At 67.3% G+C, this 24,542-nt stretch carries 25 protein-coding genes; 13 read left to right on the forward strand and 12 right to left on the reverse strand.

What is annotated here, in order from left to right; translation table 11 throughout:
• Nucleotides 1–70: 70 nt before the first annotated feature.
• Entirely contained in the window at nt 71–535 is a 465-nt protein-coding gene (gene soxR / locus ACTJIL_RS04495) for a redox-sensitive transcriptional activator SoxR (protein ID WP_440754385.1), read from the forward strand.
• A gap of 27 nt (nt 536–562) precedes the next feature.
• On the opposite strand, the gene ACTJIL_RS04500 is transcribed toward soxR, so the two are convergent.
• The 9 genes from ACTJIL_RS04500 to ykgO form a co-directional block, all read right to left on the reverse strand.
• Nucleotides 563–1,024, reverse strand: a complete 462-nt coding sequence (locus ACTJIL_RS04500) for a pyrimidine dimer DNA glycosylase/endonuclease V (RefSeq protein ID WP_440754386.1) — start codon at nt 1,022–1,024, stop codon at nt 563–565.
• Nucleotides 1,025–1,063: 39 nt separating this feature from the next.
• The gene (locus tag ACTJIL_RS04505) at nt 1,064–2,284 is read right to left on the reverse strand and encodes a TraB/GumN family protein (RefSeq protein ID WP_440754387.1); all 1,221 of its coding nucleotides are present in this window, start codon (nt 2,282–2,284) and stop codon (nt 1,064–1,066) included.
• A gap of 111 nt (nt 2,285–2,395) precedes the next feature.
• On the reverse strand, nt 2,396–3,322 hold the full coding sequence (locus ACTJIL_RS04510) for an alpha/beta hydrolase (RefSeq protein ID WP_440754388.1): 927 nt from the start codon (nt 3,320–3,322) through the stop codon (nt 2,396–2,398).
• 23 nt (nt 3,323–3,345) lie between these two features.
• Entirely contained in the window at nt 3,346–3,945 is a 600-nt protein-coding gene (locus ACTJIL_RS04515) for a TetR/AcrR family transcriptional regulator (protein WP_440754389.1), read from the reverse strand.
• A 338-nt stretch (nt 3,946–4,283) separates the two neighbouring features.
• The gene (locus tag ACTJIL_RS04520; RefSeq protein ID WP_440754390.1) at nt 4,284–5,168 is read right to left on the reverse strand and encodes a carbon-nitrogen hydrolase; all 885 of its coding nucleotides are present in this window, start codon (nt 5,166–5,168) and stop codon (nt 4,284–4,286) included.
• A 51-nt stretch (nt 5,169–5,219) separates the two neighbouring features.
• Nucleotides 5,220–5,735 carry a DUF1697 domain-containing protein gene (locus tag ACTJIL_RS04525; RefSeq protein ID WP_440754391.1) on the reverse strand — a complete coding sequence of 172 codons (516 nt, stop codon included), beginning with the start codon at nt 5,733–5,735 and terminating at the stop codon, nt 5,220–5,222.
• Nucleotides 5,736–5,805: 70 nt separating this feature from the next.
• Nucleotides 5,806–6,837 carry an agmatine deiminase family protein gene (locus tag ACTJIL_RS04530; RefSeq protein WP_440754392.1) on the reverse strand — a complete coding sequence of 344 codons (1,032 nt, stop codon included), beginning with the start codon at nt 6,835–6,837 and terminating at the stop codon, nt 5,806–5,808.
• Nucleotides 6,838–6,907: 70 nt separating this feature from the next.
• A complete protein-coding gene (locus tag ACTJIL_RS04535; RefSeq protein ID WP_440754393.1) occupies nt 6,908–7,237 on the reverse strand; it encodes a hypothetical protein in 330 nt (109 codons plus the stop codon).
• A gap of 202 nt (nt 7,238–7,439) precedes the next feature.
• Nucleotides 7,440–7,565 carry a type B 50S ribosomal protein L36 gene (gene ykgO, locus ACTJIL_RS04540; RefSeq protein ID WP_010342887.1) on the reverse strand — a complete coding sequence of 42 codons (126 nt, stop codon included), beginning with the start codon at nt 7,563–7,565 and terminating at the stop codon, nt 7,440–7,442.
• 158 nt (nt 7,566–7,723) lie between these two features.
• On the opposite strand from ykgO, the gene cmk reads away from it, so the two are divergent.
• The 8 genes from cmk (at nt 7,724) to galU (ending at nt 16,190) form a co-directional block, all read left to right on the forward strand.
• Nucleotides 7,724–8,398, forward strand: a complete 675-nt coding sequence (gene cmk / locus ACTJIL_RS04545) for a (d)CMP kinase (RefSeq protein WP_440754394.1) — start codon at nt 7,724–7,726, stop codon at nt 8,396–8,398.
• 319 nt (nt 8,399–8,717) lie between these two features.
• Complete coding sequence (rpsA, locus tag ACTJIL_RS04550; RefSeq protein ID WP_440754395.1) at nt 8,718–10,412, forward strand: 30S ribosomal protein S1; 1,695 nt, start codon at nt 8,718–8,720, stop codon at nt 10,410–10,412.
• Nucleotides 10,413–10,433: 21 nt separating this feature from the next.
• The gene (locus ACTJIL_RS04555; protein ID WP_440755844.1) at nt 10,434–10,784 is read left to right on the forward strand and encodes an integration host factor subunit beta; all 351 of its coding nucleotides are present in this window, start codon (nt 10,434–10,436) and stop codon (nt 10,782–10,784) included.
• 109 nt (nt 10,785–10,893) lie between these two features.
• Nucleotides 10,894–11,166 (forward strand): lipopolysaccharide assembly protein LapA domain-containing protein, encoded by a 273-nt coding sequence (locus tag ACTJIL_RS04560; protein ID WP_440754396.1) that lies wholly within the window; start codon nt 10,894–10,896, stop codon nt 11,164–11,166.
• 1 nt (nt 11,167) lies between these two features.
• Nucleotides 11,168–12,346, forward strand: a complete 1,179-nt coding sequence (lapB, locus tag ACTJIL_RS04565) for a lipopolysaccharide assembly protein LapB (protein ID WP_440754397.1) — start codon at nt 11,168–11,170, stop codon at nt 12,344–12,346.
• A gap of 9 nt (nt 12,347–12,355) precedes the next feature.
• Nucleotides 12,356–13,384 (forward strand): hypothetical protein, encoded by a 1,029-nt coding sequence (locus ACTJIL_RS04570; RefSeq protein WP_440754398.1) that lies wholly within the window; start codon nt 12,356–12,358, stop codon nt 13,382–13,384.
• Nucleotides 13,381–15,291, forward strand: coding sequence for a polysaccharide biosynthesis protein (locus tag ACTJIL_RS04575; protein WP_440754399.1), 1,911 nt, complete (start codon nt 13,381–13,383; stop codon nt 15,289–15,291). The genes ACTJIL_RS04570 and ACTJIL_RS04575 overlap by 4 nt, the downstream gene beginning before the upstream one ends.
• On the forward strand, nt 15,288–16,190 hold the full coding sequence (gene galU / locus ACTJIL_RS04580) for a UTP--glucose-1-phosphate uridylyltransferase GalU (RefSeq protein ID WP_440754400.1): 903 nt from the start codon (nt 15,288–15,290) through the stop codon (nt 16,188–16,190). The genes ACTJIL_RS04575 and galU overlap by 4 nt, the downstream gene beginning before the upstream one ends.
• A gap of 304 nt (nt 16,191–16,494) precedes the next feature.
• Here the strand turns inward: galU and ACTJIL_RS04585 are convergent, their stop codons facing one another.
• From ACTJIL_RS04585 to ACTJIL_RS04595, 3 genes are all read right to left on the reverse strand, one after another.
• Nucleotides 16,495–17,700: an acetyl-CoA C-acyltransferase gene (locus tag ACTJIL_RS04585; RefSeq protein WP_440754401.1), complete on the reverse strand. Its 1,206-nt coding sequence runs from the start codon at nt 17,698–17,700 to the stop codon at nt 16,495–16,497.
• A 113-nt stretch (nt 17,701–17,813) separates the two neighbouring features.
• Nucleotides 17,814–20,186 (reverse strand): 3-hydroxyacyl-CoA dehydrogenase/enoyl-CoA hydratase family protein, encoded by a 2,373-nt coding sequence (locus ACTJIL_RS04590; protein WP_440754402.1) that lies wholly within the window; start codon nt 20,184–20,186, stop codon nt 17,814–17,816.
• A gap of 119 nt (nt 20,187–20,305) precedes the next feature.
• Nucleotides 20,306–20,923, reverse strand: coding sequence for a TetR family transcriptional regulator (locus ACTJIL_RS04595; RefSeq protein ID WP_440754403.1), 618 nt, complete (start codon nt 20,921–20,923; stop codon nt 20,306–20,308).
• Between the two features lie 210 nt (nt 20,924–21,133).
• Here ACTJIL_RS04595 and ndk point away from each other — a divergent pair, with 210 nt between their 5' ends.
• From ndk to ACTJIL_RS04615, 4 genes are all read left to right on the forward strand, one after another.
• A complete protein-coding gene (ndk, locus tag ACTJIL_RS04600) occupies nt 21,134–21,559 on the forward strand; it encodes a nucleoside-diphosphate kinase (RefSeq protein ID WP_386707094.1) in 426 nt (141 codons plus the stop codon).
• Between the two features lie 142 nt (nt 21,560–21,701).
• Complete coding sequence (rlmN, locus tag ACTJIL_RS04605; RefSeq protein WP_440755845.1) at nt 21,702–22,859, forward strand: 23S rRNA (adenine(2503)-C(2))-methyltransferase RlmN; 1,158 nt, start codon at nt 21,702–21,704, stop codon at nt 22,857–22,859.
• Nucleotides 22,846–23,661, forward strand: a complete 816-nt coding sequence (pilW, locus tag ACTJIL_RS04610) for a type IV pilus biogenesis/stability protein PilW (RefSeq protein ID WP_440754404.1) — start codon at nt 22,846–22,848, stop codon at nt 23,659–23,661. The genes rlmN and pilW overlap by 14 nt, the downstream gene beginning before the upstream one ends.
• Nucleotides 23,658–24,470, forward strand: coding sequence for a helix-turn-helix domain-containing protein (locus tag ACTJIL_RS04615; RefSeq protein WP_440754405.1), 813 nt, complete (start codon nt 23,658–23,660; stop codon nt 24,468–24,470). The genes pilW and ACTJIL_RS04615 overlap by 4 nt, the downstream gene beginning before the upstream one ends.
• The last annotated feature ends 72 nt before the right edge of the window (nt 24,471–24,542 follow it).

A 24,542-nucleotide genomic window follows, 5' to 3' on the forward strand; every position in this document is an offset into this window, starting at 1 on the left:
CGTCGACTCGCTTGCAGGGAGGGAAGCGACAGCGTAAAACCTCAACATTACTTCAGGTCAAGGGGAGTCTATGGCCAAGGCGACCACGACGGGATTGCGTGCCGAACTGGGCGTGGGCGAGCTGGCTGCGCGCAGCGGCGTCGCGGTTTCGGCGCTGCACTTCTACGAGTCGAAGGGTTTGATCCACAGCATGCGCACCGCGGGCAACCAGCGCCGCTATGCGCGCGACGTGCTGCGACGGGTAGCGGTGATCAAGGTGGCGCAGCGGTTGGGATTGCCGCTGGCGACGATCCGCGACGCGCTCGATTCGCTGCCCGAGAACCGTACCCCGACGGCAGCCGATTGGCGCCGCTTCTCGGCCGGCTGGAAGGCCGAGCTCGACGACCGCATCGAGCATCTGGTCCGCCTGCGCGACCAGCTCGACGGTTGCATCGGCTGCGGCTGCCTGTCGCTGAAGGCCTGCCCGCTGCGCAACCCGCGCGACGCGCTGGCCTGCGAGGGCTCGGGGCCGCGCTTGCTGGATCCGCAGGACTGATCGTTCGCGCCTGGATACCGGCGCCGATCAGGCCGGCCCCCGCGCAGCATCGACCGCGGCGCGCGCGCGTTCCCACGACGCCACCGGGCCGAGGCGCCGGCGGAACAGCGGATGGCAGTGCGGATCGGATTCCATCCGCAGCCGATCGAACCGAGACGGGTCGCGGACCGCGAGTTTCGCGAGCAGGTGCTGCCATTCGCATGCCAGCTGGCCGCGGGTCACGGCGATCGGTTCGACCACGCGCACCGGCCCGATCTTGCTGCGGTCGAAGGCGTAGCCGCGCGATGTCGCCTCGGCGTGGACCGCCGCAAGGTAGGCGTTGATCGCCAGCCGCGGCGAGGCGTGGGCATGGAAGCGCTCGAGTTGCGGATGGCGGGTATACCCGCGCGTCCTGCCGCGCAGGACGGCTTGGGCCAGCAGGGCTTCGCGCCACAGGGCGAGCAGCCCTTGGCGATCGAGATACTTCGGATGCAATGACCACAGGCGCATGGCGTGGCGTTCTTCCGGCAAGACCGGGGTGGTGCGGGCTCAGGCGATCAGCTTGCCGACGATGCGCGCGCCCGCCAGCCAGACGCCGATGCCGGTGCCCAGGTTGGTGAGGATGAAGTTGAGCACCACGCGTGCGACCCGGTTGCGGTACCAGCCACGCATGGTCTGCGCGTCGTCGCGCAGGGCCAGGAAATCGCCATAGGCCGGCTTGCGCACGCGCAGTTCGACTAGCGCACTGAAGGTGCCCGAGGGAATGCCGGGGCGGAACGGCTTGAGCGGCGCCGCGATCGCGCCGGCGAGGATGCTGAGCGGGTGCCCACCGGCCAACAGGCAGCCCAGCGCCGCCAGCCCGGCAGTGAACAGCACCCATTGCTGCAGCAGGTCCGCACCGAGCGCGAAACCGCCTCGCCAGAAGCCCCAGGCGATGCCGCCGAGCACCAGCGCGGTGATCACCATGGTGAACCACGGAAGCCTTTTCTTCTTGCGGACGAAGTCGAGCTCCTCGCAGATCGCGCGCGGGTCGCGCGTCTCCTCGCGCAGGTAGCGGGCCAGCCCCTGCAGGTGCCCGGCGCCGACCACCGCCAGCACGTTGCGCGCTTCGCCGCTGGACTCGCGCAGCCGCGACGCCATGTACTGGTCGCGCTCGTCGATCAGGGTTTCGTACAGGGCGGGGCTTTGCTTGGCGAACTCGCCGAAGCTGGCCTCGAGCATGTCGCCCTGCTTGAGCTTCTCGATCTCGTCCTCGCCAACCTCGTCGTCGACCAGCAGGCCGGTGAGCAGGCCACTGACCAGGCGGATGCGGCCGAAGAAGCCGAGCCGCGCCGAGATGCGCTTGAAGGTGACACCAACCTCGCGGTCGATCAGGTGCACGGGCAGGTCGCGTGCGCGCGCTTCGTCCGCGGCGGCCTTGAGTTCGGCGCCCGGCTCGATGCCGAGTTGCTCGGCGAGGCGGCGCTGGTAGGCGGCCAGGCCGAGGTTCGCTGCGAACAGCGCTGCCTTGCCCTCGCGGATCACCTTGACCAGGTCGAGTTTGGCCAGCGCGTCCGGGTCGCTCAGCGCCTGCATGCGCTGGGTGTCTAGCTCGACCGAGACCGCGTCGAATGCGCCGGTATCGATCGCCGCGCGCACCGCGTCCAGGCTGTCGCGGGACACGTGTGCGGTGCCGAGCAGGGTGTAGCGCACGCCGTCGCGTTCGACGATGGCGTGCGGCTGGCCGGCGAGGGCATCAAGGGGGGCGGGCGAAATGGTTTCGATCGTCATCGTGGGCGGTGCTGTGCGGGCGGGGCGCCACGGCATCGCCACGACGGGGCCGGCAGCATAGACGCTCGCCCGCATTGCCCGCAAAGCGCGGGCTGAAGGGTGAGGCGTCGTTCAGGCGATGCCGTAGGGCAGTTCCGGTGTGGACACCACGCGCTGCCCGACCGCCTCGCCGCGCAGGAAACGCAGGGCCGCGGCAATCACGTCCTCGTGCTGGGCGATCCGGTTGTGGCCGAGGCCGCGGGTGCTGAGCAGGCGCGAATCGGGCCAGTAGCGCGCATAGCGCTCGCCTTCGGCCCAAGGCACTTCGCGGTCGTCCAGGTCGTGCACGATCAGGGCCGGGCGGGCGATCCGCGGGGCGTTGTAGTGGGCCTGGAATTCGGTGAACGAGGCGCCGACCATGGACTCGAACATCGCGACCATGCGCCGGCCCAATCGCATCGGTAGCCCGACCACGCGCGCGAAACGCAGTGCCGCGTCGACCGGATCGGCCGCAGGGGCGATGAGCACCGCACGCTCGACCACGAGCCCGCGCGCCATCGCGATCGCGGCTGCGGCGCCGCCCAGCGAATGCCCCACCAGCGCCGCGGCGGGACCGAAGCGACGGCCGATGGCCTCCAACGTTTGCGCGAATTCGGGCAGCGTGGCGCGACGCCCGCTGCTGCGGCCATGCGCCGGCTGGTCGAATGCGACCACGGCATAGCCATCGGCGCGAAGACGCTCGACCCAGGGCAGGAAGCGCGTGCCGTGGCTGGACCAGCCGTGCGCGAACAGCACGTAGGGTTGCGCCTGCGGATCGCCCCAGACGTAGGTGTGGATGTGCTGGCCGGTGAGGTCGAGGTCGGCTTCCGCGGCCTGGCCGGTCGGCGCGGCGAGTGCGCGTGCGCGCGAACTCGGGAACGGCGTGCAGAACAGGTCGCCGGCGCGGCGCAGCGTGGCCTGCGGGCGCAGCACGCTGCCCAGGCGGAAGCTGGCGCGCAGCCACTGGTACTGCGCATACAAACGAACGGTCGTGCTAATTTTGGAGAGGGAAGCGGGCATGACGCACCTCGGGGTGATGGGGCTCAGGGGGAGTGGGCGGTGATCCAGCGCTCCAGGGCGGCGTCACCGTGGCGCCGTGCGCGTTCGTAGCCGAACAATCCCGCCTCGTGGAGCATCGCCAGCGGGATGGCGTAGAGCTCGAACGCATACTGGTCGGTGTCGCCGTCGCGCAGGTGGCCACATTCGATCGCCAGCCGGGCAGCACGCTCCAGGGCGCTGCGCCAGCGCTGTTCGTTGTGCAGGACCTGATCGCGCAGGATGCCGGGGCGACCGTCGTATTCGGTCACCGAACCGACCAGCACGCAGCCGCCTGCCGCGTGCCGCCCCCATTCGAACCAGTTGTGCATGAGCGCGCGCAGGCGCGGGAGGCCGCGCGGTTGCGACAGGGCGGCGATCAGGACGGATTGCCCGAACCGGTGTGCCGCCGAATCCAGCACGGCCAGTTGCAGGCCCTCGCGCGAGCCGAAATGGGCAAACACGCCACTTTTGGACATGCCAACGGCCTGCGCGAGCGGGCCGATCGACAGGCCTTCCAGCCCGGTCTGCCGGGCAATCTCGTAAGCCCGATCGAGGATGGTCTCGCGGGTGGCGGAGCCCTTGGTGGTGGCGGTCAGGCTGGACATGTTGCGGACAATAGCACGACCGTTCGTTTTATCGTGACCGTTCGTCGGGAGGCGCCGTCATGACTGAGGCCGGCGTCGGGACGTAGCCGTGACCTACGGCGATCGGGGGCGCGAGCGGGATCGTTGTGAGGGCGCAATGCCCAAATTTCTCACCGTATTAGCCAGATATTTCAAATGGATGCACGATATTCCAAGCAAAGTGCTTCATCTGAATTCGCGCCAATAAATTCATTTGCGGGCGGCAGTGACCGGACGTCGGGAGGCCCCGACGCCAGCGCCAATCCCGCTATCGATACCGTTTCAGTTGCAGGGTCGGGGCTGTGTCCCCGACGCGGGTCTCAATCCCGATACCGTCTCAGCAGGTCGCCGTAGGCATCGATGCGGCGGTCGCGCAGGAACGGCCAGATCCGGCGGACATGTTCGCTGCGGCCGAGGTCGACATCGCAGACCAGCACGGTCGGGTCGCCGCCGGCTTCGGCGATGAACTCGCCCTGCGGGCCGAGCACATGGCTGTTGCCCCAGAAGTCGATGCCGGTCGCACCCAGCGGGGAAGGCTCGTGGCCGACGCGGTTGCAGCTCAGCACCGGCAGGCCATTGGCCACGGCGTGTCCGCGGTGGCTGAGGATCCAGGCATCGCGCTGGCGGTCTTTCTCGGCCTGGTCGTCGGCCGGATCCCAGCCGATGGCAGTCGGGTAGAGCAGCAGTTCCGCGCCGGCCAGCGCCATCAGGCGCGCGGCCTCGGGATACCACTGGTCCCAGCACACCAGCACGCCGAGGCGGCCGACGCTGGTGTCGATCGGTTCGAAGCCCAGGTCACCGGGGGTGAAGTAGAACTTCTCGTAGAAGCCCGGGTCGTCGGGGATGTGCATCTTGCGGTACTTGCCGGCGGTGGAGCCGTCGGCATCGAACACCACCGCGGTGTTGTGGTACAGCCCGGTGGCGCGCTTCTCGAACAGCGAGCTGACCAGCACCACGCCGTGCTGCTTCGCCAGCGCAGCGAGGCGTTCGGTGCTCGGACCCGGGATGGTTTCAGCCAGGTCGAATTCGTCCACCGACTCGTGCTGGCAGAAATAGGCGCCGTTGTGCAGCTCCTGCAGCAGCACCAGCTTTGCGCCCTGGTGCGCGGCCTCGGCGACGCGCTGCTCGATCACGGCAAGATTGTCTTCGGCGTTGCCGTGGTTGCGTTCCTGCACCAGGGCGACCGGGAGGGTTCTGGTCTTCATGCGTGGATTGTAGGGAATGCAGGGCGGGACGGCATGATGGCCGCAAGCTGTTCATGCCGCGGCACAGCGGCGCAGCGTGTCCCAGGTGCGGGTCGTGGTGGCGTCGCCGAAGGTCTTCGTGATCAGTGCCATGAAGACCGGCGTGCCGGGCGCCGGCACGTAGGCGGTGAACACCTCGCGATCCCGCATGGCGAGGATGCGGGCCCCGGCCTTCGTGATGGGCAGCACCGCTGGTGGCACCGGCACCGCATCGAGGAAGGTCACCACCCGTTTCGCGCCGGGCGGGAGCTCGAAGGCCTGGAAAGGATCGGCATCAAGCAGGGTGCGCAGTTGTGCTTGCGAGCGGATGAAGGTCCTGAAGCTGCGTCCCAGCGTCTCGGCCATCGCTGCTTCGGCTTGGCGTGCGAGCGTCGCGTCGCTGCGTCGCGGCGCGTCGAACACCACGTTGCCGCTGGACAGCAGGGTGGTGACGTTGGTGAACCCGGCGCCCTCGAAGCAGGCGCGCAGGGCCGGCATCCTGGCATTCATGGGGCTGACGCCGCGGAGCAGGGCCACGTAACGGGGCATGGGCGTGTCCGGATGGGGTTGGAAAGGCGGCGACCGGGTGTGGAACGAAGGTGTGCCAGGTTCCGCGGATCTACACCAGACCTTCGGGCAACTGCATGGTGAGGCAGTGCAGGCTGCCGTTCTGCCAGATCAGCGGGCGGCAGGGGACCTGCACGATCTCGCGGCCCGGGAAGGCCTGCGCGAGCACGTCGGCCGCGTCGGCGTCGGCTTCGTCGCCATATGCGGGGATCAGCACCGCGCCGTCGATGACCAGGAAGTTGGCGTAGCTGGCAGCGAGGCGCCGGCCGTCGTCGACGATCGGCTGCGGCCACGGCAGCGGAAACAGCCGGTAGGGACGACCATCGTGGGTCCGCAACGCGGCGATCTCGTCGGCCATGGCCTTGAGTTCGTCGTGATGTGAGTCGGTGGGATCGTCGCAGGCCTGGAAGACGATCGCGTCGCCGGGTGCGAAGCGGGCAAGGGTATCGATGTGGGCGTCGGTGTCGTCGCCCTCCAGATAGCCGTGATCGAGCCACAGCACCCGGTCCTGCGCCAGCCAGTCGGCCAGTTTCGCCGACAGGTCCTCGCGGCTGGCGTCCGGATGGCGCTCGTGCAGGCACTGCCATGTGGTCAGCAGGGTGCCGGCGCCGTCGGTTTCGATCGCGCCACCTTCCAGTGCAAAATCAATTGATTGCCGCGAACTATTGAGAAACGTGTTCACCTCGTCAAGGTTCTCGACAAGGCGGTCGTCGCGGCTGGCCTCGAACTTCCCACCCCAGCCGGTGAAGCGGAAATCGAGCAGGCGGAAGCCGTCGCCGTCGCGCAGGGTGATCGGGCCGGAGTCGCGCAGCCAGGTGTCGTCGTATTCGACCGCGAGGAATTCCACCCGGCCCATGTCGACCCGCGCCGACGCCAGCCGCGCGCGGGCGTAGGCCTCGACGTCGTCGTCGGCCACGCAAACCAGTGCGCGCTGGAAACGGGTGATCGCCGCGACCAGGGCGATGTAGGTCTCCTCGACTTCGCCGAGGCGCTCGGCCCAGTCGGTGCCGGCGTGGGGCCAGGCGACGAGGATGGCGGACTGGGGCTCCCATTCGGCGGGGAAGCGCAGCCTGGAATCGGACATTGGGACCTTCAGGTGGAACCCGCGCGGACGTCGCGCGGGCAGGTGTACGGGCGTGTGTGCAAGATCCGCGTCAGCGGATGGCCGGCTTGGGGCCGACTTCGTTCGGCGCCGCCTTCTGCGCGACGGCGTCGATGACGCGGCTCTTCTCGAAATAGACGACGAAGCCCGGATAGACCCAGCGGTTGATGGTGGGCCACTGGCGCTTCTGGCCGCCGCGGGCATCGAGCTTCTCGCTGGGCGCGCCGAAGCGGGCCTCGACCTGGGCCATGCTCATGCCGCGGGTCGGCATGGCGAGCCGGCTTTCCTGCTGCACGCGATCGACCAGCAGGACATCTGCGGAGGCGGCGCCGGCCATGCCCAGCAGGGCGGCGGCGGACAACGAAATCAGGACTCGCGACATGACGGACTCCCCCAAAGGCTTGAAGATGAATGCCGCAGCGTTGTAGCAGATTACGGCCGGCGCGGGTGGCGTCCACGAATGTTACTGGGCACGGCGTCACGCCTGCGTTTGTGCATCCGGGACGGCAAACAGCGAAAGGCCGCATCGCTGCGGCCCTTCGTCTGCAACACACGGCTCCCGGCAGGGCCGGGGAGGGAATCCCTCAGCGCTGGCGCGCCTTGAAGCGCGGGTTGCTCTTGCAGATCACGAAGACCTTGCCGCGGCGACGAACGACCTTGCAGTCGCGGTGGCGGGCCTTCGCCGATTTCAGGGAGGACAGGACCTTCATGACATACCTCAAAGGACGGTTGGGACGAGCGAGCCCACCATTCTAGCGGATATTTCCTCGCTCGCTCAAGCGCTTGCGGCGAATTTTTCGCGGTGGGCCGGGTTTCCCGCCCGCGCGGGCCCGTAGAATGCCGCGAACCGCACATCGGGGAGAAGCGAATGACGGCAAGCGAGGTTCCGGTCCTGACCATCGATGGGCCGTCCGGCTCGGGCAAGGGCACCATCAGCCGCGCGGTGGCCAGGCATCTGGGCTGGCACTACCTGGACTCCGGCGCCCTGTACCGCGCGGTGGGGGTGGCGGCGGCCTGGGGCGACCTCGACCTCGGCTACGCCGGGGCGCTGGTGCGCTGCACTTTCGACACCGCGGTCGACTTCCGCGAGGACGACAGCGGCGAGCTGCGGGTCCTGGTCAACGGCAACGACGCCACCGACGAGTTGCGCACCGAAACCGCGGGCGCGGTGGCCTCGGCCATCGCCGCGATCCCGGAGGTCCGGACCGCGCTCATGGACCGCCAGCGGGCCTTTCGCCGGCCGCCGGGCCTGGTGACCGACGGCCGCGACATGGGCACGGTGATCTTCCCCGATGCCCCCTTCAAGGTCTTCCTGACGGCGAGTGCAGGGGAACGGGCCGAAAGGCGCTATAAGCAGTTGAAGGACAAGGGGGTTTCCGTTACATTGGACGGTCTTCTACGCGAGATTCTCGCCCGCGACGCCCGTGACGCCAGTCGCGCGGTGGCGCCGCTGCGACCGGCCGCAGACGCCGTCCGCATCGACACCACCGGTATCGGCATCGACGAGGTGGTCTCGCGCGTACTGAACGTAGTGGGCGCGTAGCGCCTACTCCGGATTCCTTCCCTTTCAAGGGGAACGCAAGGATGGGGATGGGTTTCCGTGACGCCGCCGCAAGGCCCGCACTCAAATCCACCCCCGCCCCCAGTCCTCCCCCTGAAGGGGAGGGAGTTCCAATCCCTCCTTCGGGAAGGGCGTCGCATCCCTCCGCTGGAATGGAGGGCGTTCCAGGCCCCGTCGGCTCGCCGCCGGGTTTTCCAACCACAACACTCACGGCCACGCGCAATCCCGCGCAAGCCGACAACGGGTGGACCGGCATGCGCCACGCGCCTCCGGTCTGTGTCATCAACCGAGTATTTTTCCAATGACCGAATCATTCGCAGAACTGTTCGAACAGAGCCAGACCAACCTGGCCAAGCTGAAGCCGGGCTCCATCGTCACCGGCACCGTGGTCCAGGTGCGCACCGACGTGGTCGTGATCAACGCCGGCCTCAAGTCCGAAGGCATCGTGCCGATCGAACAGTTCCGTAACGACGACGGCGAGATCGACGTCGCCGAAGGCGACATCGTCAAGGTCGCGCTCGACTCCCTCGAGAACGGCTTCGGCGAGACCGTGCTGTCGCGCGAGAAGGCCAAACGCGCCATGGTGTGGGACGAGCTCGAGGAAGCCCTCGAAGCCAACGCTACCATCACCGGCCGCATCAGCGGCAAGGTCAAGGGCGGTTTCACCGTCGACATCAAGGACGTTCGCGCGTTCCTGCCCGGTTCGCTGGTCGATGTGCGCCCCGTGCGCGACCCGGTGTACCTCGAAGGCAAGGAGCTCGAATTCAAGCTCATCAAGCTCGACCGCAAGCGCAACAACGTGGTCGTCTCCCGCCGCGCGGTAGTCGAGAGCGAGCATTCGGAAGAGCGCGAGCAGCTGCTCGAGAAGCTGGTCGAGGGCGCCGTGCTCAAGGGCGTGGTCAAGAACCTCACCGACTACGGCGCGTTCGTCGACCTCGGCGGCATCGACGGCCTGCTGCACATCACCGACATGGCCTGGAAGCGCGTGCGCCATCCGTCCGAAGTCGTTGAAGTCGGCCAGGAGCTCGACGTGCGCGTGCTCAAGTACGACAAGGAGCGCAACCGCGTCAGCCTCGGCCTCAAGCAGCTGGGCGAGGATCCGTGGGACAACATCTCGCGTCGCTATCCGTCCAACACCCGCGTGTTCGGCAAGGTCAGCAACGTCACCGATTACGGCGCGTTCGTCGAGATCGAGCCGGGCGTCGAAGGCCTGGTCCACGTGTCCGAGATGGACTGGACCAACAAGAACGTCAATCCATCCAAGGTCGTGCAGGTCGGCGACGAGATGGAAGTCATGGTGCTGGACGTGGACGAAGAGCGTCGCCGCATCTCGCTGGGCATCAAGCAGGTCACGTCCAACCCGTGGGAGACCTTCGCGGCCATCCACAAGAAGGGCGACAAGGTCGACGGCCAGATCAAGTCGATCACCGACTTCGGCATCTTCATCGGCCTGGACGGCGGCATCGACGGCCTGATCCACCTGTCCGACATGAGCTGGAACTCCACCGGCGAGGAAGAAGCGCGCAACCTGAAGAAGGGCGACACGCTGGAAGCCGTGGTGCTGGCGGTCGATCCGGAACGCGAGCGCATCAGCCTGGGCGTCAAGCAGCTCGAGCAGGATCCGTTCGGCCAGTTCATGGCCGCGCATCCGCGTGGCTCGAAGGTCAGCGGCACGGTCAAGGAAGTCGACGCCAAGGGCGCGACGATCGAACTGGCCGACGGCGTGGAAGGCTATGTCGCCGCGCGCGACATCTCCGACGAGCGCGTCGAGGACGCCAGCCACCACCTGAAGGTCGGCGACACGATCGAAGCCAAGTTCACCGGCATGGATCGCAAGGGCCGTTCGCTGCAGCTGTCGATCAAGGCCAAGGACGAAGCCGAGACCGCCGAGACCCTGGCCGAGTACAGCAAGTCGTCCTCGTCCTCGGATGCCTCCAGCGGCACCACCAAGCTCGGCGCGCTGCTGCGTGAGCAGCTCGAGAACAAGTCCGAGTAAGCGGTACACGGTGGTCCGGCACTGGCCGGACCACCGTATCGGCCCGCCACCACGATGACAGCGTCCATGACCAAATCGGAATTGATCGAGATCCTCACCCAGCGCCAGGGCCACCTGAAAGCCGAGGATGTCGACATGGCCGTGAAGTCGCTGCTGGAAATGATGGGCGGGTCGCTGGCCCACGGCGAACGCATCGAGATCCGTGGATTCGGCAGTTTTTCCCTGCACTACCGGCCGCCGCGTACCGGCCGCAATCCCAAGACCGGCGACGCCGTTGCGCTGCCGGGCAAGCACGTACCGCACTTCAAGCCAGGCAAGGAACTGCGCGAACGCGTCAGCGGCGTCACGCCATTGCCGCCGGACGAGGGCTGAGCCCCGGCTTGGCCGGGCCCTGGTTGCCGCAAGTTGGCTCGTCGCAGCCGCGGCGTCGCAAGCCGGCTCGTCGTAAGCTTGGAATCCTGGCTCCACAGGCCCACGCACCATGCGATTGATCCGATTCCTCATTGCCCTGCTGTGCATCGCCGCCGGCGTTGTCGTTGGTGCGCTGAATCCACAGCCGGTTTCCCTCGATTTCGGTTTCGTCACCCTGCGCGGCACGCTCGGCGTTTCGCTGCTGGTGGCGTTGCTCGCCGGTGCCATCGCCGGCGGGTTGATGCTCGCCGCCTCGGTGGTGGTGCCCCTGCGGCAGCAGCTCCGGCGCGAACGCGCGCGGCAGGCAGCCGCGCCTGCAAATCCCCATACCGGCGACTCATGACATGGACTTCATCACCCAATGGTTCTGGCTCTTCCTGCTGTTGCCCATCGCCGCGCTGAGCGGCTGGGTGATCGGCCGTCGTGGCGGTGAACGCCACAGCGATACCCAGGTCAGCCGGTTGTCGACGACTTATTTCCGCGGCCTGAACTACCTGCTCAACGAACAGCCCGACAAGGCGATCGAGCTGTTCCTGCACATCGCCGAACTCGACAAGGACACCTTCGAGACCCAAGTCGCGCTGGGCCACCTGTTCCGCAGGCGCGGCGAAGTCGACCGCGCCATCCGCCTCCACCAGGGGCTCGTGCAGCGCCCCGACCTGAGCGACCCGCAGAAGGTGCAGGCGCTGCTGGCGCTGGGCGAGGACTACATGCGCTCGGGCCTGCTCGACCGTGCCGAAACCGTTTTCACCGACCTGGCCAAGATCGACCAGCGCGCGCCGCAGGCACTCAAGCACCTGATCGGCATCTACCAGTCCGAGCGCGACTGGGCCAAGGCGATCGAGAACGCGTCGCGCTACGAGGCGGCCACCGGCGAGCCGATGGGCAAGCTGATCGGGCAGTTCGAATGCGAGCTGGCCGAACGCCTGCGCGCCGCGGGCGATGCCGCCGGTGCGCGGGAAGCGGTGGCGCGCGCCTATGCCGCCGATTCCAACCTGGTGCGTGCCGGGATCCTCGAGGGGCGCATCGAGGTCGATGCCGGCAATGATGTGGCGGCAATCCGCGCCTTCGAGCGCGCCGCCCGGCACGATCCGGAATTCCTGCCCGAAGTGCTGCCTGCGTTGCTTGCGGCCTACGAGCGCGTCGGCGACGGACCTGGTGCGCGCAACTTCCTTTCGGAGATGACCGAGCATTACCGCGGCATCGCGCCGGTGCTCGCGCTGACCCGCCTGGTCGAAGCCGAGGACGGCGTGGCCGACGCTCGTGCCTACCTCGCGCGCCAGCTCAAGGATCGCCCGTCGGTTCGCGGCGAGGCTGCGCTGATCGACCTGACTCTGGCGGCGGGCGCCGACCCGACGGCAACCCTGCAGGACCTCAAGCACATCACCGACCAGTTGCTGGTGCGCAATCCGAGCTACCGCTGCAACCGTTGCGGCTTTGGTGCGCGCAGCCATCACTGGCAATGCCCGAGCTGCAAGGAGTGGGGCACGATCAAGCCGCTGCTGAACTACGCGGTGGTCTGACCGTTGGGCATGCCGGCGTTCCCGGACACGACCGCCTGGCTCGTGCTGTTGGCCTGCATCAGCCTGGCCGGCACCGTCGTCGCGCGCCGCTACGCACTCTGGCGCGACCTGCTCGACCATCCCGGCGAGCGACGCAGCCATGTCGTGGCGACGCCCCGCGGCGGCGGCATCGGCATCGTGTTCGCCGTGCTCGTTGCCATGGGCCTGCTCGCATACCGGGACCATGGGCAAGTCGTGGCGATGGCGCTTGCGGCGGCGGGCCTGCTGCTGGTCGCCGGCATCGGCTGGCTCGACGACCACCGGCCGCTGACGCCGTGGTCGCGCCTGGCCGTGCACGCGATCGCAGCCAGCCTGCTTGCCATGGTGGCCTATCGCGCAGGCGGGCAGGTGGCAGTAGCGCTGCCCGCATTCGTGCTGGCCATGGTGCTGGTCAATATCTGGAACTTCATGGACGGCATCGACGGCATCGCTTCGCTGCAGGCGCTGGTCGTCGCTGCCGCGTGTGCGCTGCTGGCGAACGACATGGCCTCGCGCTGGCTTTCGCTTGCGCTGGGCGCTGCATGCCTGGGGTTCCTGCCGATGAACCTGCCGCGGGCGAGAATTTTTCTCGGCGACGTCGGCAGTGGCGCGCTGGGCTATATGCTCGCACTCGCGGTGGTGTTGGTGGCAACAGGGGGTGGCAGGGCGTGGTCGCTTTCGACGTGGATGCTGCTGTCGATGCCAGCCTCTGCCTTCCTTCTCGACGCGGCCTTGACACTGGTTTCGCGCATCGTGCGCGGTGAACGCTGGTGGACGCCCCACGTCGGGCACGCCTATCAGCGCTGGGCGAAGGTCGCCGGCAGTCATTGGCCGGTCACGTTCGCCTATGCAGCATGGGCAGTTGCGGGAAGCATGCTGGCGTGGCTGGGTCGGGATTGGCCCGAAGCGACTATCATGTATGTCGGCAGCGCGTGGTACCTGGGGGGAGGGATCCTGTGGCTGTGGTTCCAGTTGTATCGCGGCCATAGGCCGGGTTTGCCGGGAAAAAAGAGCGAATGAGTGCTTGGAAAACGCGGATGGGGGCGGGCTTGCCACGGGCTGCAATCGTGGTGCACGACCTGTTCATGGTCTGGCTTTGCTGGGCCGGGCTGAACCAGTTCCGCTATTCCATGGAGATCGTGTCCCTCGACCTGCCGTTCTGGTCGCCGGAAATGCTGCTCGTCATGTTCGCGCAGGGGCTGGTGTTCTGGAAGGTCGGCCTCTACCGCGGTGTCTGGCGCTTCGCGAGCCTGCCGGACCTGCTCAACATCCTCAAGGCGAGCCTCGCCGGCCTGCTGGCCATCGTGCTCGCGCTGTTCCTCTACAACCGCCTGGACCTGGTGCCGCGTTCGGTACTGGTGCTGTATCCGATCGTGTTGACCGCGCTGCTGGGCATGCCCCGGCTGCTGTACCGGACCTGGAAGGACCACGGCCTGGCACGCACCGACAAGGCGGCATTGCGCGTGCTGATCCTGGGCGCGGGGCAGGCGGGCGAGACGTTGGTGCGCGACCTGCGCCGCGCGGGTGCCTACCAGCCGGTCGGATTCCTTGATGACGCCGCGAAGCTGCGCGGCAGCTACCTGCAGGGGCTGCCGGTGCTCGGCCGGATCGAGGACGTGGACAAGATCGCGCCCGAGACCGCCGCGAAGCTGATCGTGATCGCGATGCCGTCGATCGATGCCGCGGCCATGCGTCGCGTGGTCGAGGCCTGCGAGCGGACCGGGTTGCCGTTCCGCACCGTGCCCCGGCTCGACGACCTGCTCGAAGGGCGTTCGTTGCCCGGCGAACTGAAGGAAGTCGCGATCGAGGACCTGCTCGGGCGGCAGCCGATGACGCCCGACTGGAAGTCCATCCGTGGCTGGCTGGGCGGGCGCAGCGTGCTGGTGACCGGCGCCGGCGGCTCGATCGGTTCGGAGCTGTGCCGGCAGTGCGCCAAGCATGGCGCGCGCCAGATCACGCTGCTGGAGATCGACGAACTGGCCCTGATCACCGCCGAGGCCGAACTGCGCCGTGATTTCCCACAGATCCAGTGCGTGCCGGTGCTTGGCGATTGCGGCGACCCGGCCGTGGTCCGCTACGCGCTGGAGAATTCGAAGCCGGACGCGGTCTTCCATGCCGCCGCATACAAGCACGTGCCGGTGCTCGAGACGCAGCTGCGCGAGGCGATCCGCAACAACGTGCTGGCCACCGAAACTGTCATCGAGGAAAGCCTGCGGGCTGGCGTCGGGACGTTCGTCCTGATCTCCACCGACAAGGCGGTCGACCCGGCGAACGTGCTGGGCGCGAGCAAGCGCCTGGCGGAAATGGTGTGCCAGTCGATGGCCGACTCGCTGACCACGCGCCTGATCACCGTGCGCTTCGGCAACGTGCTGGATTCGGCCGGCAGCGTCGTGCCGCTGTTCCGCGCGCAGATCCGCAGCGGCGGCCCGATCACGGTCACCGACGAGGAGGTCACGCGCTACTTCATGACCATCCAGGAGGCCTGCCAGCTGATCCTGCAGGCCTCGGCGATTGGATCGCAGCAGGCGATCTACACCCTGGACATGGGGGAGCCGGTGCCGATCAGGTTGCTGGCCGAACAAATGATCCGCCTGGCAGGCAAGCAGCCGGGGCGCGACATCGCCATCGTATACACCGGCCTGCGTCCCGGAGAGAAACTGCACGAAACGCTGTTCCATGCTGACGAGCGCTATCGCCCGACCGCGCATCCCAAGATCCTCCAGGCCGAGGCCCGCGAAGTCGTGGTCGAGCAGATCAATGGTGTCTGCGTCCGGTTGCGCGAAGCCACCGCCCGCTACGACCTCGATGCGCTGGCCGCGCTCCTGCGCGAAGCCGTGCCCGAGTTCGTCCCTGCCGATTCGCCGCTACTGCCCCGCAAGGTGGGAACGGTGGTCGCATTCCCAGCAAGAGCATCCCGCAGGACATGAGCAAACGCATCAGGAAGGCCGTTTTCCCCGTCGCGGGCCTGGGGACCCGTTTCCTCCCGGCCACGAAGACCGTTCCCAAGGAAATGCTGCCGATCGTCGACAAGCCGCTGATCCAGTACGCGGTCGACGAGGCGATCGAGGCGGGTTGCGACACGCTGGTGTTCGTCACCAACCGCTACAAGCACGCCGTCGCCGATTACTTCGACAAGGCCTACGAGCTGGAACAGAAGCTGGAGAAATCCGGCAAGCTGGAGCAGCTTGATCTGGTCCGCAACGTGCTGCCGGAGGGCGTGCGTGCGGTCTTCGTGACCCAGACCGAGGCGCTGGGCCTGGGGCACGCGGTTCTTTGCGCGAAACCGGTGATCGGCGATGAGCCGTTCGCCGTGCTGCTTCCGGACGACCTGATCTGGAACAAGGGCGGGCCGGGCGCGCTGAAGCAGATGGCCGACCATGCCGAAGCCAACGGCGTCGGCGCGATTGCGGTGCAGGACGTGCCGCGTGAGCAGACTGCAAGCTACGGCATCGTCGCGACCGACGACTTCAGCGAGCGGACGGGCAAGATCCGCCGCATCGTGGAGAAGCCACGGCCGGAGGACGCGCCCAGCACGCTGGCGGTGGTCGGGCGTTACGTGCTGCCCGGCGAGATCTTCGAACAGCTCGAAAGGACCGGCCGTGGCGCCGGCGGCGAGATCCAGCTCACCGATGCGATCGCCAGCCTGATCGAGAAGTCGCGGATCGACGCCTATCGCTTCCGCGGCACGCGGTTCGACTGCGGCACCCACCTCGGCCTGGTCGAAGCGACCATCCGCTTCGCGCTCGACCACGAGAAGATCAGCGACGCGGCCCGCGACAGCATGGCCAGGACGCTGCACGAACTGGGTGTGATCGACCTCGATTGACCTTGCGCTTCTCTCCCTCCCCTTCAAGGAGAGGGCTGGGGTGAGGATGGGTTTGATTGCGGCTGGGTTGTGGGATTTCTCGCCGCGTCACGCAAACCCATCCCCATCCTTGCCTTCCCCTTGAAGGGGAAGGAATTCCGTATCGTCGCGATACAGCCGCGATGACAGATTTCCTTTCTTGCCTGTCCGGCCACGCGCAGCGCGCGTGGCGTTCATCGTCGCGCAAGCCCATGGCCCGCAAGCGCTCCTCTTCACCCCCTTGAAGGGGAGGGAATTTCGAGCAGACGCTACGCGCCCATGCGCTTCAAAGGGCCTCGAAGATTCCCGCCGCGCCCATGCCGGTGCCGATGCACATCGTCACCATGCCGTACTTCTGCTGGCGACGGCGCAGGCCATGGACGATGGTTGCGGTGCGCACGGCACCGGTCGCGCCGAGCGGATGGCCCAGTGCGATCGCGCCGCCGAGCGGGTTGACCTTGTCCGGGTCGAGCTTGCAATCGCGGATCACCGCCAGCGACTGTGCGGCGAAGGCTTCGTTGAGTTCGATCCAGTCGAGCTGGTCCTGGGTCAGGCCGGCCTGCTTCAGCGCCTTCGGGATCGCCGCGATCGGGCCGATGCCCATCACTTCCGGGCGCACGCCAGCGACCGAGAACGAAACGAAGCGCGCCAGCGGCGTCAGTCCGTAATCCTTGATCGCCTGTTCGGAGGCCAGCAGCACCGCACCGGCACCGTCGCTCATCTGCGAGGAGTTGCCCGCGGTCACGGTGCCGCCGAACTGGCCGTTGCGGAATACCGGGCGCAGTTTCGCCAGTCCCTCGGACGAGGTGTCCGGGCGCGGACCCTCGTCGTTCTCCACCACCAGCTTCTTCAACCGGATGGTGTTGCCGCCCAGGTCGGGCTGGCGCGAGACGACTTCGTACGGGGAGATCTCATCGCGGAATTCGCCGGCCTTGGTTGCTGCCAGCGCCTTCTGGTGCGACGCCAATGCGAAGGCATCCTGGTCCTCGCGCGAGACCTTCCATTCCTCGGCCACCTTCTCGGCGGTGATGCCCATGCCGTAGGCGATGGCGACGTGGTCGTCCTTGAACACGCTCGGCGAGAGCGCGACCTTGTTGCCCATCATCGGCACCATCGACATCGACTCGGTACCGCCGGCCAGCACCAGGTCGCTGTTGCCGAGCCGGATCTGGTCCGCGGCCAGCGCCACGGCCTGCAGGCCCGACGAGCAGAAGCGGTTGATGGTCTGCGCGGCGATGGTGTCCGGCAGGCCGGCAAGCAACACGCCGATGCGCGCCACGTTCATGCCTTGCTCGCCCTCGGGCATCGCGCAGCCGATGATCGCGTCCTCGATGCGGTTGACGTCGATGCCCGGCGCCTGCGCGATCACTGCCTTGAGCACGTGGGCGAGCATGTCGTCCGGACGGGTGTTGCGGAACACGCCCTTCGGCGCCTTGCCCACCGGGGTGCGGGTGGCGGCGACGATGTAGGCGTCCTGGATTTGACGGGTCATGGCGGTTCTCTCTGGAATTCAGCAGGTTTGTAGGAGCGGCTTCAGCCGCGAGCTCTTTCAGGTCTGGTGTGCTGTGGGGGAACTCGTGGCACGAGTCACTCCCGCGAGGCGCCCTAGTTCCTGAGCGGCTTGCCGGTCTTGAGCATGTGCGCGATGCGCTCCTGCGTCTTGGGTTGCTGCGCGAGTTCGACGAAGTGCTTGCGCTCCAGGCGCAGCAGCCACGCCTCGTCGACCACCGCGCCGCGATCGACCTCGCCGCCGCACAGCACGGTAGCGATGCGGGTGGCGATCTCGTCGTCGTATTCGCTGATGAAGCGGCCCTCGAGCATGTTGACCAGCAACATGCGGAACGTGGCGATGCCGACGTCGCCGGCGACGCGGATGCGGCGCGCGGGCAGGGGTGGGCGGTAGCCGCTTTCGGCCAGCGCACGGGCCTGCTGTTTGGCGATGTAAAGCAGTTCGTGGGCATTGAACGCCACGGTGTCCTGCTCGCGCAGCAGGCCGAGTTCCTTCGCCTCGACCGCGGAGGCCGAGACCTTGGCCATCGCCACCGTTTCGAACACGCGCTTGAGCTCGGCGAAGACGTCGCCGTTCGGGCCGGCCGCCGCCGATGCGCGCACGGCCAGTTCCTTCAGGCCGCCGCCGGCGGGCAGCAGGCCGACGCCGGCCTCGACCAGGCCGATGTAGCTTTCGAGATGCGCCACGGTGCGCGCGCTGTGCATCTGGAATTCGCAACCACCGCCCAGCGCCAGCCCGCGTACCGCGGCTACCACCGGCACCAGCGAGTACTTGATCCGCTGGCTCGTGGCCTGGAAGTTGGCGACCATCGCCTCGAATGCATCCACCTTGCCGGCCTGCAGCAGGCCCAGCGCGCCGGCCAGGTCCGCGCCGGCGGAGAAGGGCTCCTTCGGCTGCCAGATCACCATGCCCGCGAAGTCGCGTTCGGCGCGCGCCACCGCTTCCTGCAGGCCGTCGAGTACCTGGTCGGACACCGTGTGCATCTTGGTCTTGAACGAGGCCACGGCGATGTCGTTGCCATCGGTCCACAAGCGGATGCCGTCGTTCTCGAACACCGTCTCGCCCTGAGCGAACGATTCGCCCAGCAGCGGATCAGGGAAGCGTTGGCGCTTGTAGACCGGCAGCGCGGAACGCGGCAGGCGCGCGTTCTTGCCCGGGCTGTAACTGCCCTCGGCCGAATGCACGCCGTCGCGTCCGTCGAACACCCAGTCCGGCAGCGGTGCGCCGCTCATCGCCTTGCCGGCGACGATGTCGTCGGCAATCCACTGCGCGACCTGCTTCCAGCCGGCGGCCTGCCAGGTCTCGAACGGCCCCAGCGACCAGCCATAACCCCAGCGGATCGCGAGATCGACGTCGCGCGCGGTTTCGGCGATGTCGGCCAGGTGGCAGGCGCTGTAGTGGAACAGGTCGCGGAACACCGCCCACAGGAATTGCGCCTGCGGGTGCGGGCTCTCGCGCAGCTTCGCGAACTTCTCGACCGGGTCCTTCGTCTTCAGGATCTCGACCACTTCCGGCGCCGCGGCGCGGTCGGCAGGGCGGTAGTCCTGCTTTTCCAGGTCCAGGACCATGATGTCCTTGCCGACCTTGCGGAAGATGCCGGCCCCGGTCTTCTGGCCCAGGGCGCCCTTGGCGACCAGCGCCTCCAGCCACTTCGGCGACTTGAAATACTTGTGCCAGGGGTCGTCGGGCAGGGTATCGGCCATGGTCTTGATCACGTGCGCCATGGTGTCCAGGCCGACCACGTCCGAGGTGCGGTAGGTCGCCGACTTGGGGCGCCCGACCAGCGGGCCGGTGAGGGCGTCGACCTCGTCGAAGCCCAGGCCGCTCTGCGCGGTGTGGTGGATCGTCGACAGGATCGAGAACACGCCGATCCGGTTGCCGATGAAGTTGGGGGTGTCGCGCGCGTAAACCACGCCCTTGCCCAGGGTGGTGGTCAGGAACGTCTCCAGCCCCTGCAGCACGGCCTTGTCGGTGCCGCGCGCCGGGATCAGCTCGGCCAGGTGCATGTAGCGCGGCGGATTGAAGAAGTGCACGCCGCAGAAGCGGTGGCGCAGTTTCTCCGGCAGCACCTCGGCCAGCTTGTTGATGCCCAGGCCCGAGGTGTTGCTGGCCAGCACGGCGTGGTCGGCCACGAACGGGGCGATCTTTTCGTACAAAGCCTGTTTCCAGTCCATGCGCTCGGCGATGGCCTCGACGATGAGGTCGCACTCCTTGAGCTTCTGCAGGCCGACCTCGTAGTTGGCCGGCACGATGGCCTCGGCCAGGGATTTCGAAGCCAATGGCGCGGGGCTGAGCTTGCCCAGGTTGGCGATGGCCTTGAGCACGACGCCATTCGGATCGCCTTCCTTCGCGGGCAGGTCGAACAGCACGGTGTCGACCCCGGCGTTGGTCAGGTGGGCGGCGATCTGCGCGCCCATGACGCCGGCGCCGAGCACCGCGGCCCGCCGTACAAGCAGTTTGTCAGACATGTTGCGTATCTCCTTGAAAATAAAAAATATTCAGCCACGAACAAATATCTGATGAGCACGGATCAAGCGCTTGAGGACAGCCTTGATCCCTGCCATCGGTGTTCGTCTGCGGCAAAAAGTCAGCTCTTGAACCCCGCCGCCGCGAACCGGATCAGTTCCTGCGCGGCGCGGGCGCGATGGGTGGCGTCGCTGACCCCGGAGGGCCGCTTGATCAGGCCGAAGTCGGCCATCGCGTAGGTCAGCGCGCCGGCCAGGAAGTCCAGCCGCCAGTACAGTTGTTCCTTGCTCAGTTCGGGGACGCAGGTTGCGATCGCCCTGGCGAAGTCGCGCAGCACGTGGCCGTAGCGTTCGGAGAGGAACTTGCGCAGGCCGTCGTTTTTTTCCGCGTAGGCGCGCGCAATGACGCGGATGAAGGCGCCACCGCCGTTGCGGTCCTGGGCGAGGGCGAGGGCGGGCTCGACGAAGGCGGCCAGGATCGCCTCGAGTTCGCCGGGGGCTTCCTCCTGGGCCTGCCGCAGCCGCGCCAGGCGCTGGGCGCTCATGTCGTCCATGCGGCGGCGGAACACTTCGGTGACCAGGTTTTCCTTGCTGCCGAAGTGATAGTTGACCGCGGCGATGTTGACGTCCGCCCGGCTGGTCACCTGGCGTAGCGAGGTCCCGCTGAAGCCGTGCTGGGCGAACAGCTCCTCGGCGGCGCCGAGAATGCGGTCCTTGGTCGAGAACTGGGTGTTGGCCATGGATCCCCTGAACGAATCAAACGCTTGTTTGATCGTAGTCCCGGGCCGGCCACGGCGTCAAACCGGACACCGAATTCGCGTGCGCGGGAGCCGGATCTAGACTAGAATCACCCGCAGCCAAGTCGGCTAAACCCGCGTCCATACGCGGGTTTTTCCATGTTACCCTTTGGGTCGCACCGCCCTGCGGCCCGCCTATCCGGAGAAAATCCCATGGCGCTGGAGCGCACCCTTTCGATCATCAAGCCCGATGCCGTCGCCAAGAACGTCGTCGGCGAGATCTATTCGCGTTTCGAGAAGGCCGGCCTGAAGGTCGCCGCCGCGAAGATGAAGCACCTGTCGCGCAAGGAAGCCGAAGGCTTCTACGCCGTGCATCGCGAACGCCCGTTCTTCAACGCACTGGTCGAGTTCATGATCAGTGGCCCGGTGATGATCCAGGTGCTCGAAGGCGACAACGCGATCGCGAAGAACCGCGAGCTCATGGGTGCGACCAATCCGAAGGACGCAGCAGCCGGCACGATCCGCGCCGACTTCGCCGATTCGATCGACGCCAACGCGGTGCATGGTTCGGACGCAGCGGAAACCGCCGCGGTCGAGATCGCCTATTTCTTCCCGTCGACCGACGTCTACGCACGTTGATTGAAATGCGCTCTTGCCACGGATCAATACGGATTGAGGCGGACTTGGCAGCGGAATGCCTGATCGGGTTTTGCTTCGACTGTTCCTCGCTTTATTCGCGTCGATCCATGGCAAGGGTTTTTGAAGGCACGTGACCGAGTCCATCGCCAAGCAGAACCTGCTCGACCTCGATCGCGAGGGCCTGGAGCACTTTTTCGCCGACGTGCTCGGCGAAAAGCGTTACCGCGCCCACCAGGTGATGAAGTGGATCCACCACCGCCACGTCACCGACTTCAACGAAATGACCGACCTGGGCAAGGCGCTGCGCGCCAAGCTCGAGATGCATGCGGAAGTGTGCGTGCCGCAGGTCCAGTTCGAGAAACCTTCCACCGACGGCACCCACAAGTGGCTGCTCGGCATGGACGGCAAGAATGCCATCGAGGCGGTGTTCATCCCCGACAAGGGGCGCGGCACGCTGTGCGTGTCGTCGCAGGTGGGTTGCGCGCTCAACTGCCAGTTCTGTTCCACCGCCACCCAGGGCTTCAACCGCAACCTGTCCACCGCCGAGATCATCGGCCAGGTGTGGGTGGCGGCGAAACACCTGGGCAACGTGCCGCACAAGATGCGCAAGCTCACCAACGTGGTGATGATGGGCATGGGCGAGCCGTTGATGAACTTCGACAACGTCGTGCGCGCGATGAGCATCATGCGCGACGACCTCGGTTACGGGCTGGCCAACAAGCGGGTGACGCTGTCGACCGCCGGCATGGTGCCGATGATCGACCGCCTCGGCGAGGAGAGCGACGTTTCGCTCGCGGTCTCGCTGCACGCGCCCAACGACGAGCTGCGCACCGAGCTGGTGCCGCTCAACAGGAAGTATCCGATCGCCGAGCTGATGGCCGCCTGCGAGCGCTATGTCACGCGCAAGCCACGCGCGTCGATTACCTTCGAGTACACGCTGATGAAGGGCGTCAACGACCAGCCGGTGCACGCGCGGCAGCTGGCGCGGCTGATGCGGCAGTTCGACAACGCGGTGCAGATGAAGGACGCGGGCAAGGTCAACCTGATCCCGTTCAACCCGTTCCCGGGCACGCGCTTCGAGCGCTCGCCGGAGGCGGACATCCGCGCGTTCCAGAAATCGCTGCTCGACGCGCAGGTGCTGACCATGGTCCGGCGTACCCGCGGCGACGACATCGACGCGGCGTGCGGCCAGCTCAAGGGCCAGGTGGCCGATCGCACCCGGCGCCAGGCCGAACACAACAAGCGGCTGCAGGCGCAGGCGGACTCCGGCGGAGTCGGGGGCACCGATGCGGCCGCATAGCGTCGTCGCCTGCGCGGTTTCGGTGGTGCTGCTGGCAGGCGGCTGCTCGCGGCTGACCTTCGTCAAATCGAGCATGGGCAGTGGTGACTACGAACGCACCTCGCCCACGTACGAATTCCGGGACGATCCCGGCACCAGGCAGCGGACGCAGCTGCGCAGCCACCTCGTCCTGGCCGCGAACGCGCTGCGGATCGACAAGCTGGATGAAGCCGAGTCGCAGGCCCGGGCCGCATTGAAGATCGATGCCGGATCGGCGGACGCCAATACCTTGCTGGCGGTGGTCGAGGACCGGCGCGGAAACGCGGCCAAGGCCGGCGGCTACTACGCGAAGGCGGCAGAGCTGGCCCCGCAGCAGGGCGCGGCGCTCAACAACTATGGTGCCTGGCTGTGCGGCAACGGCCGCGTGGCCGAGTCGCTGGCCTGGTTCGACCGGGCGCTGGCCGACGCCACGTACCGGCAGCGCGCTTCGGCGCTGGCCAACGCCGGGTCGTGCGCACTGAAGGCCGGCCAGACCGCGCGGGTGGAGCGCGACCTGCGCGAAGCGCTGGCGCTGGACCCGGTCGACGCGACCGCGCTGGCGGCGATGGCCGAGTACCAGTACCGCACTGGCCAGTACATGGACGCGCGCGCCTTCTCGGAGCGCCGCCTGGCGGCTGCACCGGCAGCGCCCGCCGTGCTCCTACTTGCGTCACAGATTGAAGAAAAACTTGGCGACAGGGCCGCCGCCGCTCGTTATGTTCAACGTTTGCGGACGGAATTTCCGCAAATGGGGACGCTCCAACCCGGGGATAGCAGTCAATGATGTCGCCCAACGATAATCTGGCGGACAGCGAACGCGGCTGCGGCCAGCGTCTTCGCGCCGCGCGCGAGGCCGCCGGCCTGAGCGTGGCCGAGGTCGGCTCGAAGCTGAAGATGACCTCCCGCATCATCGAAGCCCTCGAGGCTGACGACTGGGCGCGCATCGGTGCGCCGGTGTTCGTGCGAGGCCAACTGCGCAGCTACTCGCGCCTGCTCGGCCTGCCGGTCCAGCCGGTCCAGATGGCATCCGGGGTCGCACCGATCGAGCCGACGCGGCTGGTGCCCAGGACGCAGACACCGCGCATGCAGCGCATCACCGACCAGGTGGGCGGCCGGCTGGTGTACATCGTGATCACCGCACTGATCATCCTGCCGGTCTGGGTCGCGACGCAGTCGCACGTCGCCGGCGTCCAGGACACCGGTGCTCCGCTGGACCTGCCCACGGACAAGCTGGCCGCGAATGCAGCCCCGTCCGGATCCGCACCTGTCGAGCCATCCACGGTGGTGGCCTCGATGGCGTCGTTGCCGCAACGGCATGCCGCCGCCGTACCGACGCTGTCACTGCGATTCACCGGCGACAGCTGGGTCCAGATCATCGGTCCCGACGGCCACAGCGTCGAGGAAGCCCTGCTCAAGGCAGGCGATACCCGCAGCTATCCGGCGGGCGAGGTCGGGCGTCTGGTGCTCGGCAACGCCTCCGCCGTCGAGGTGCGCAGCAACGGCCAGGTCCGGGACCTGGCGCCCTACATGCGCGCGAACGTGGCGCGCTTTACGGTATCCTCTGACGGTTCCCTCGCGCCGGTCTCCGACTGACCCGCAAGCGGGTCCAGCGAGTTCCTGCGTTCCGGCAACGGCGCATGAATCCAGACCATGGCCAGCCGGCCT

It is taken from the genome of Luteimonas sp. 22616 (assembly GCF_052044325.1).
Lineage (GTDB): Bacteria > Pseudomonadota > Gammaproteobacteria > Xanthomonadales > Xanthomonadaceae > Luteimonas.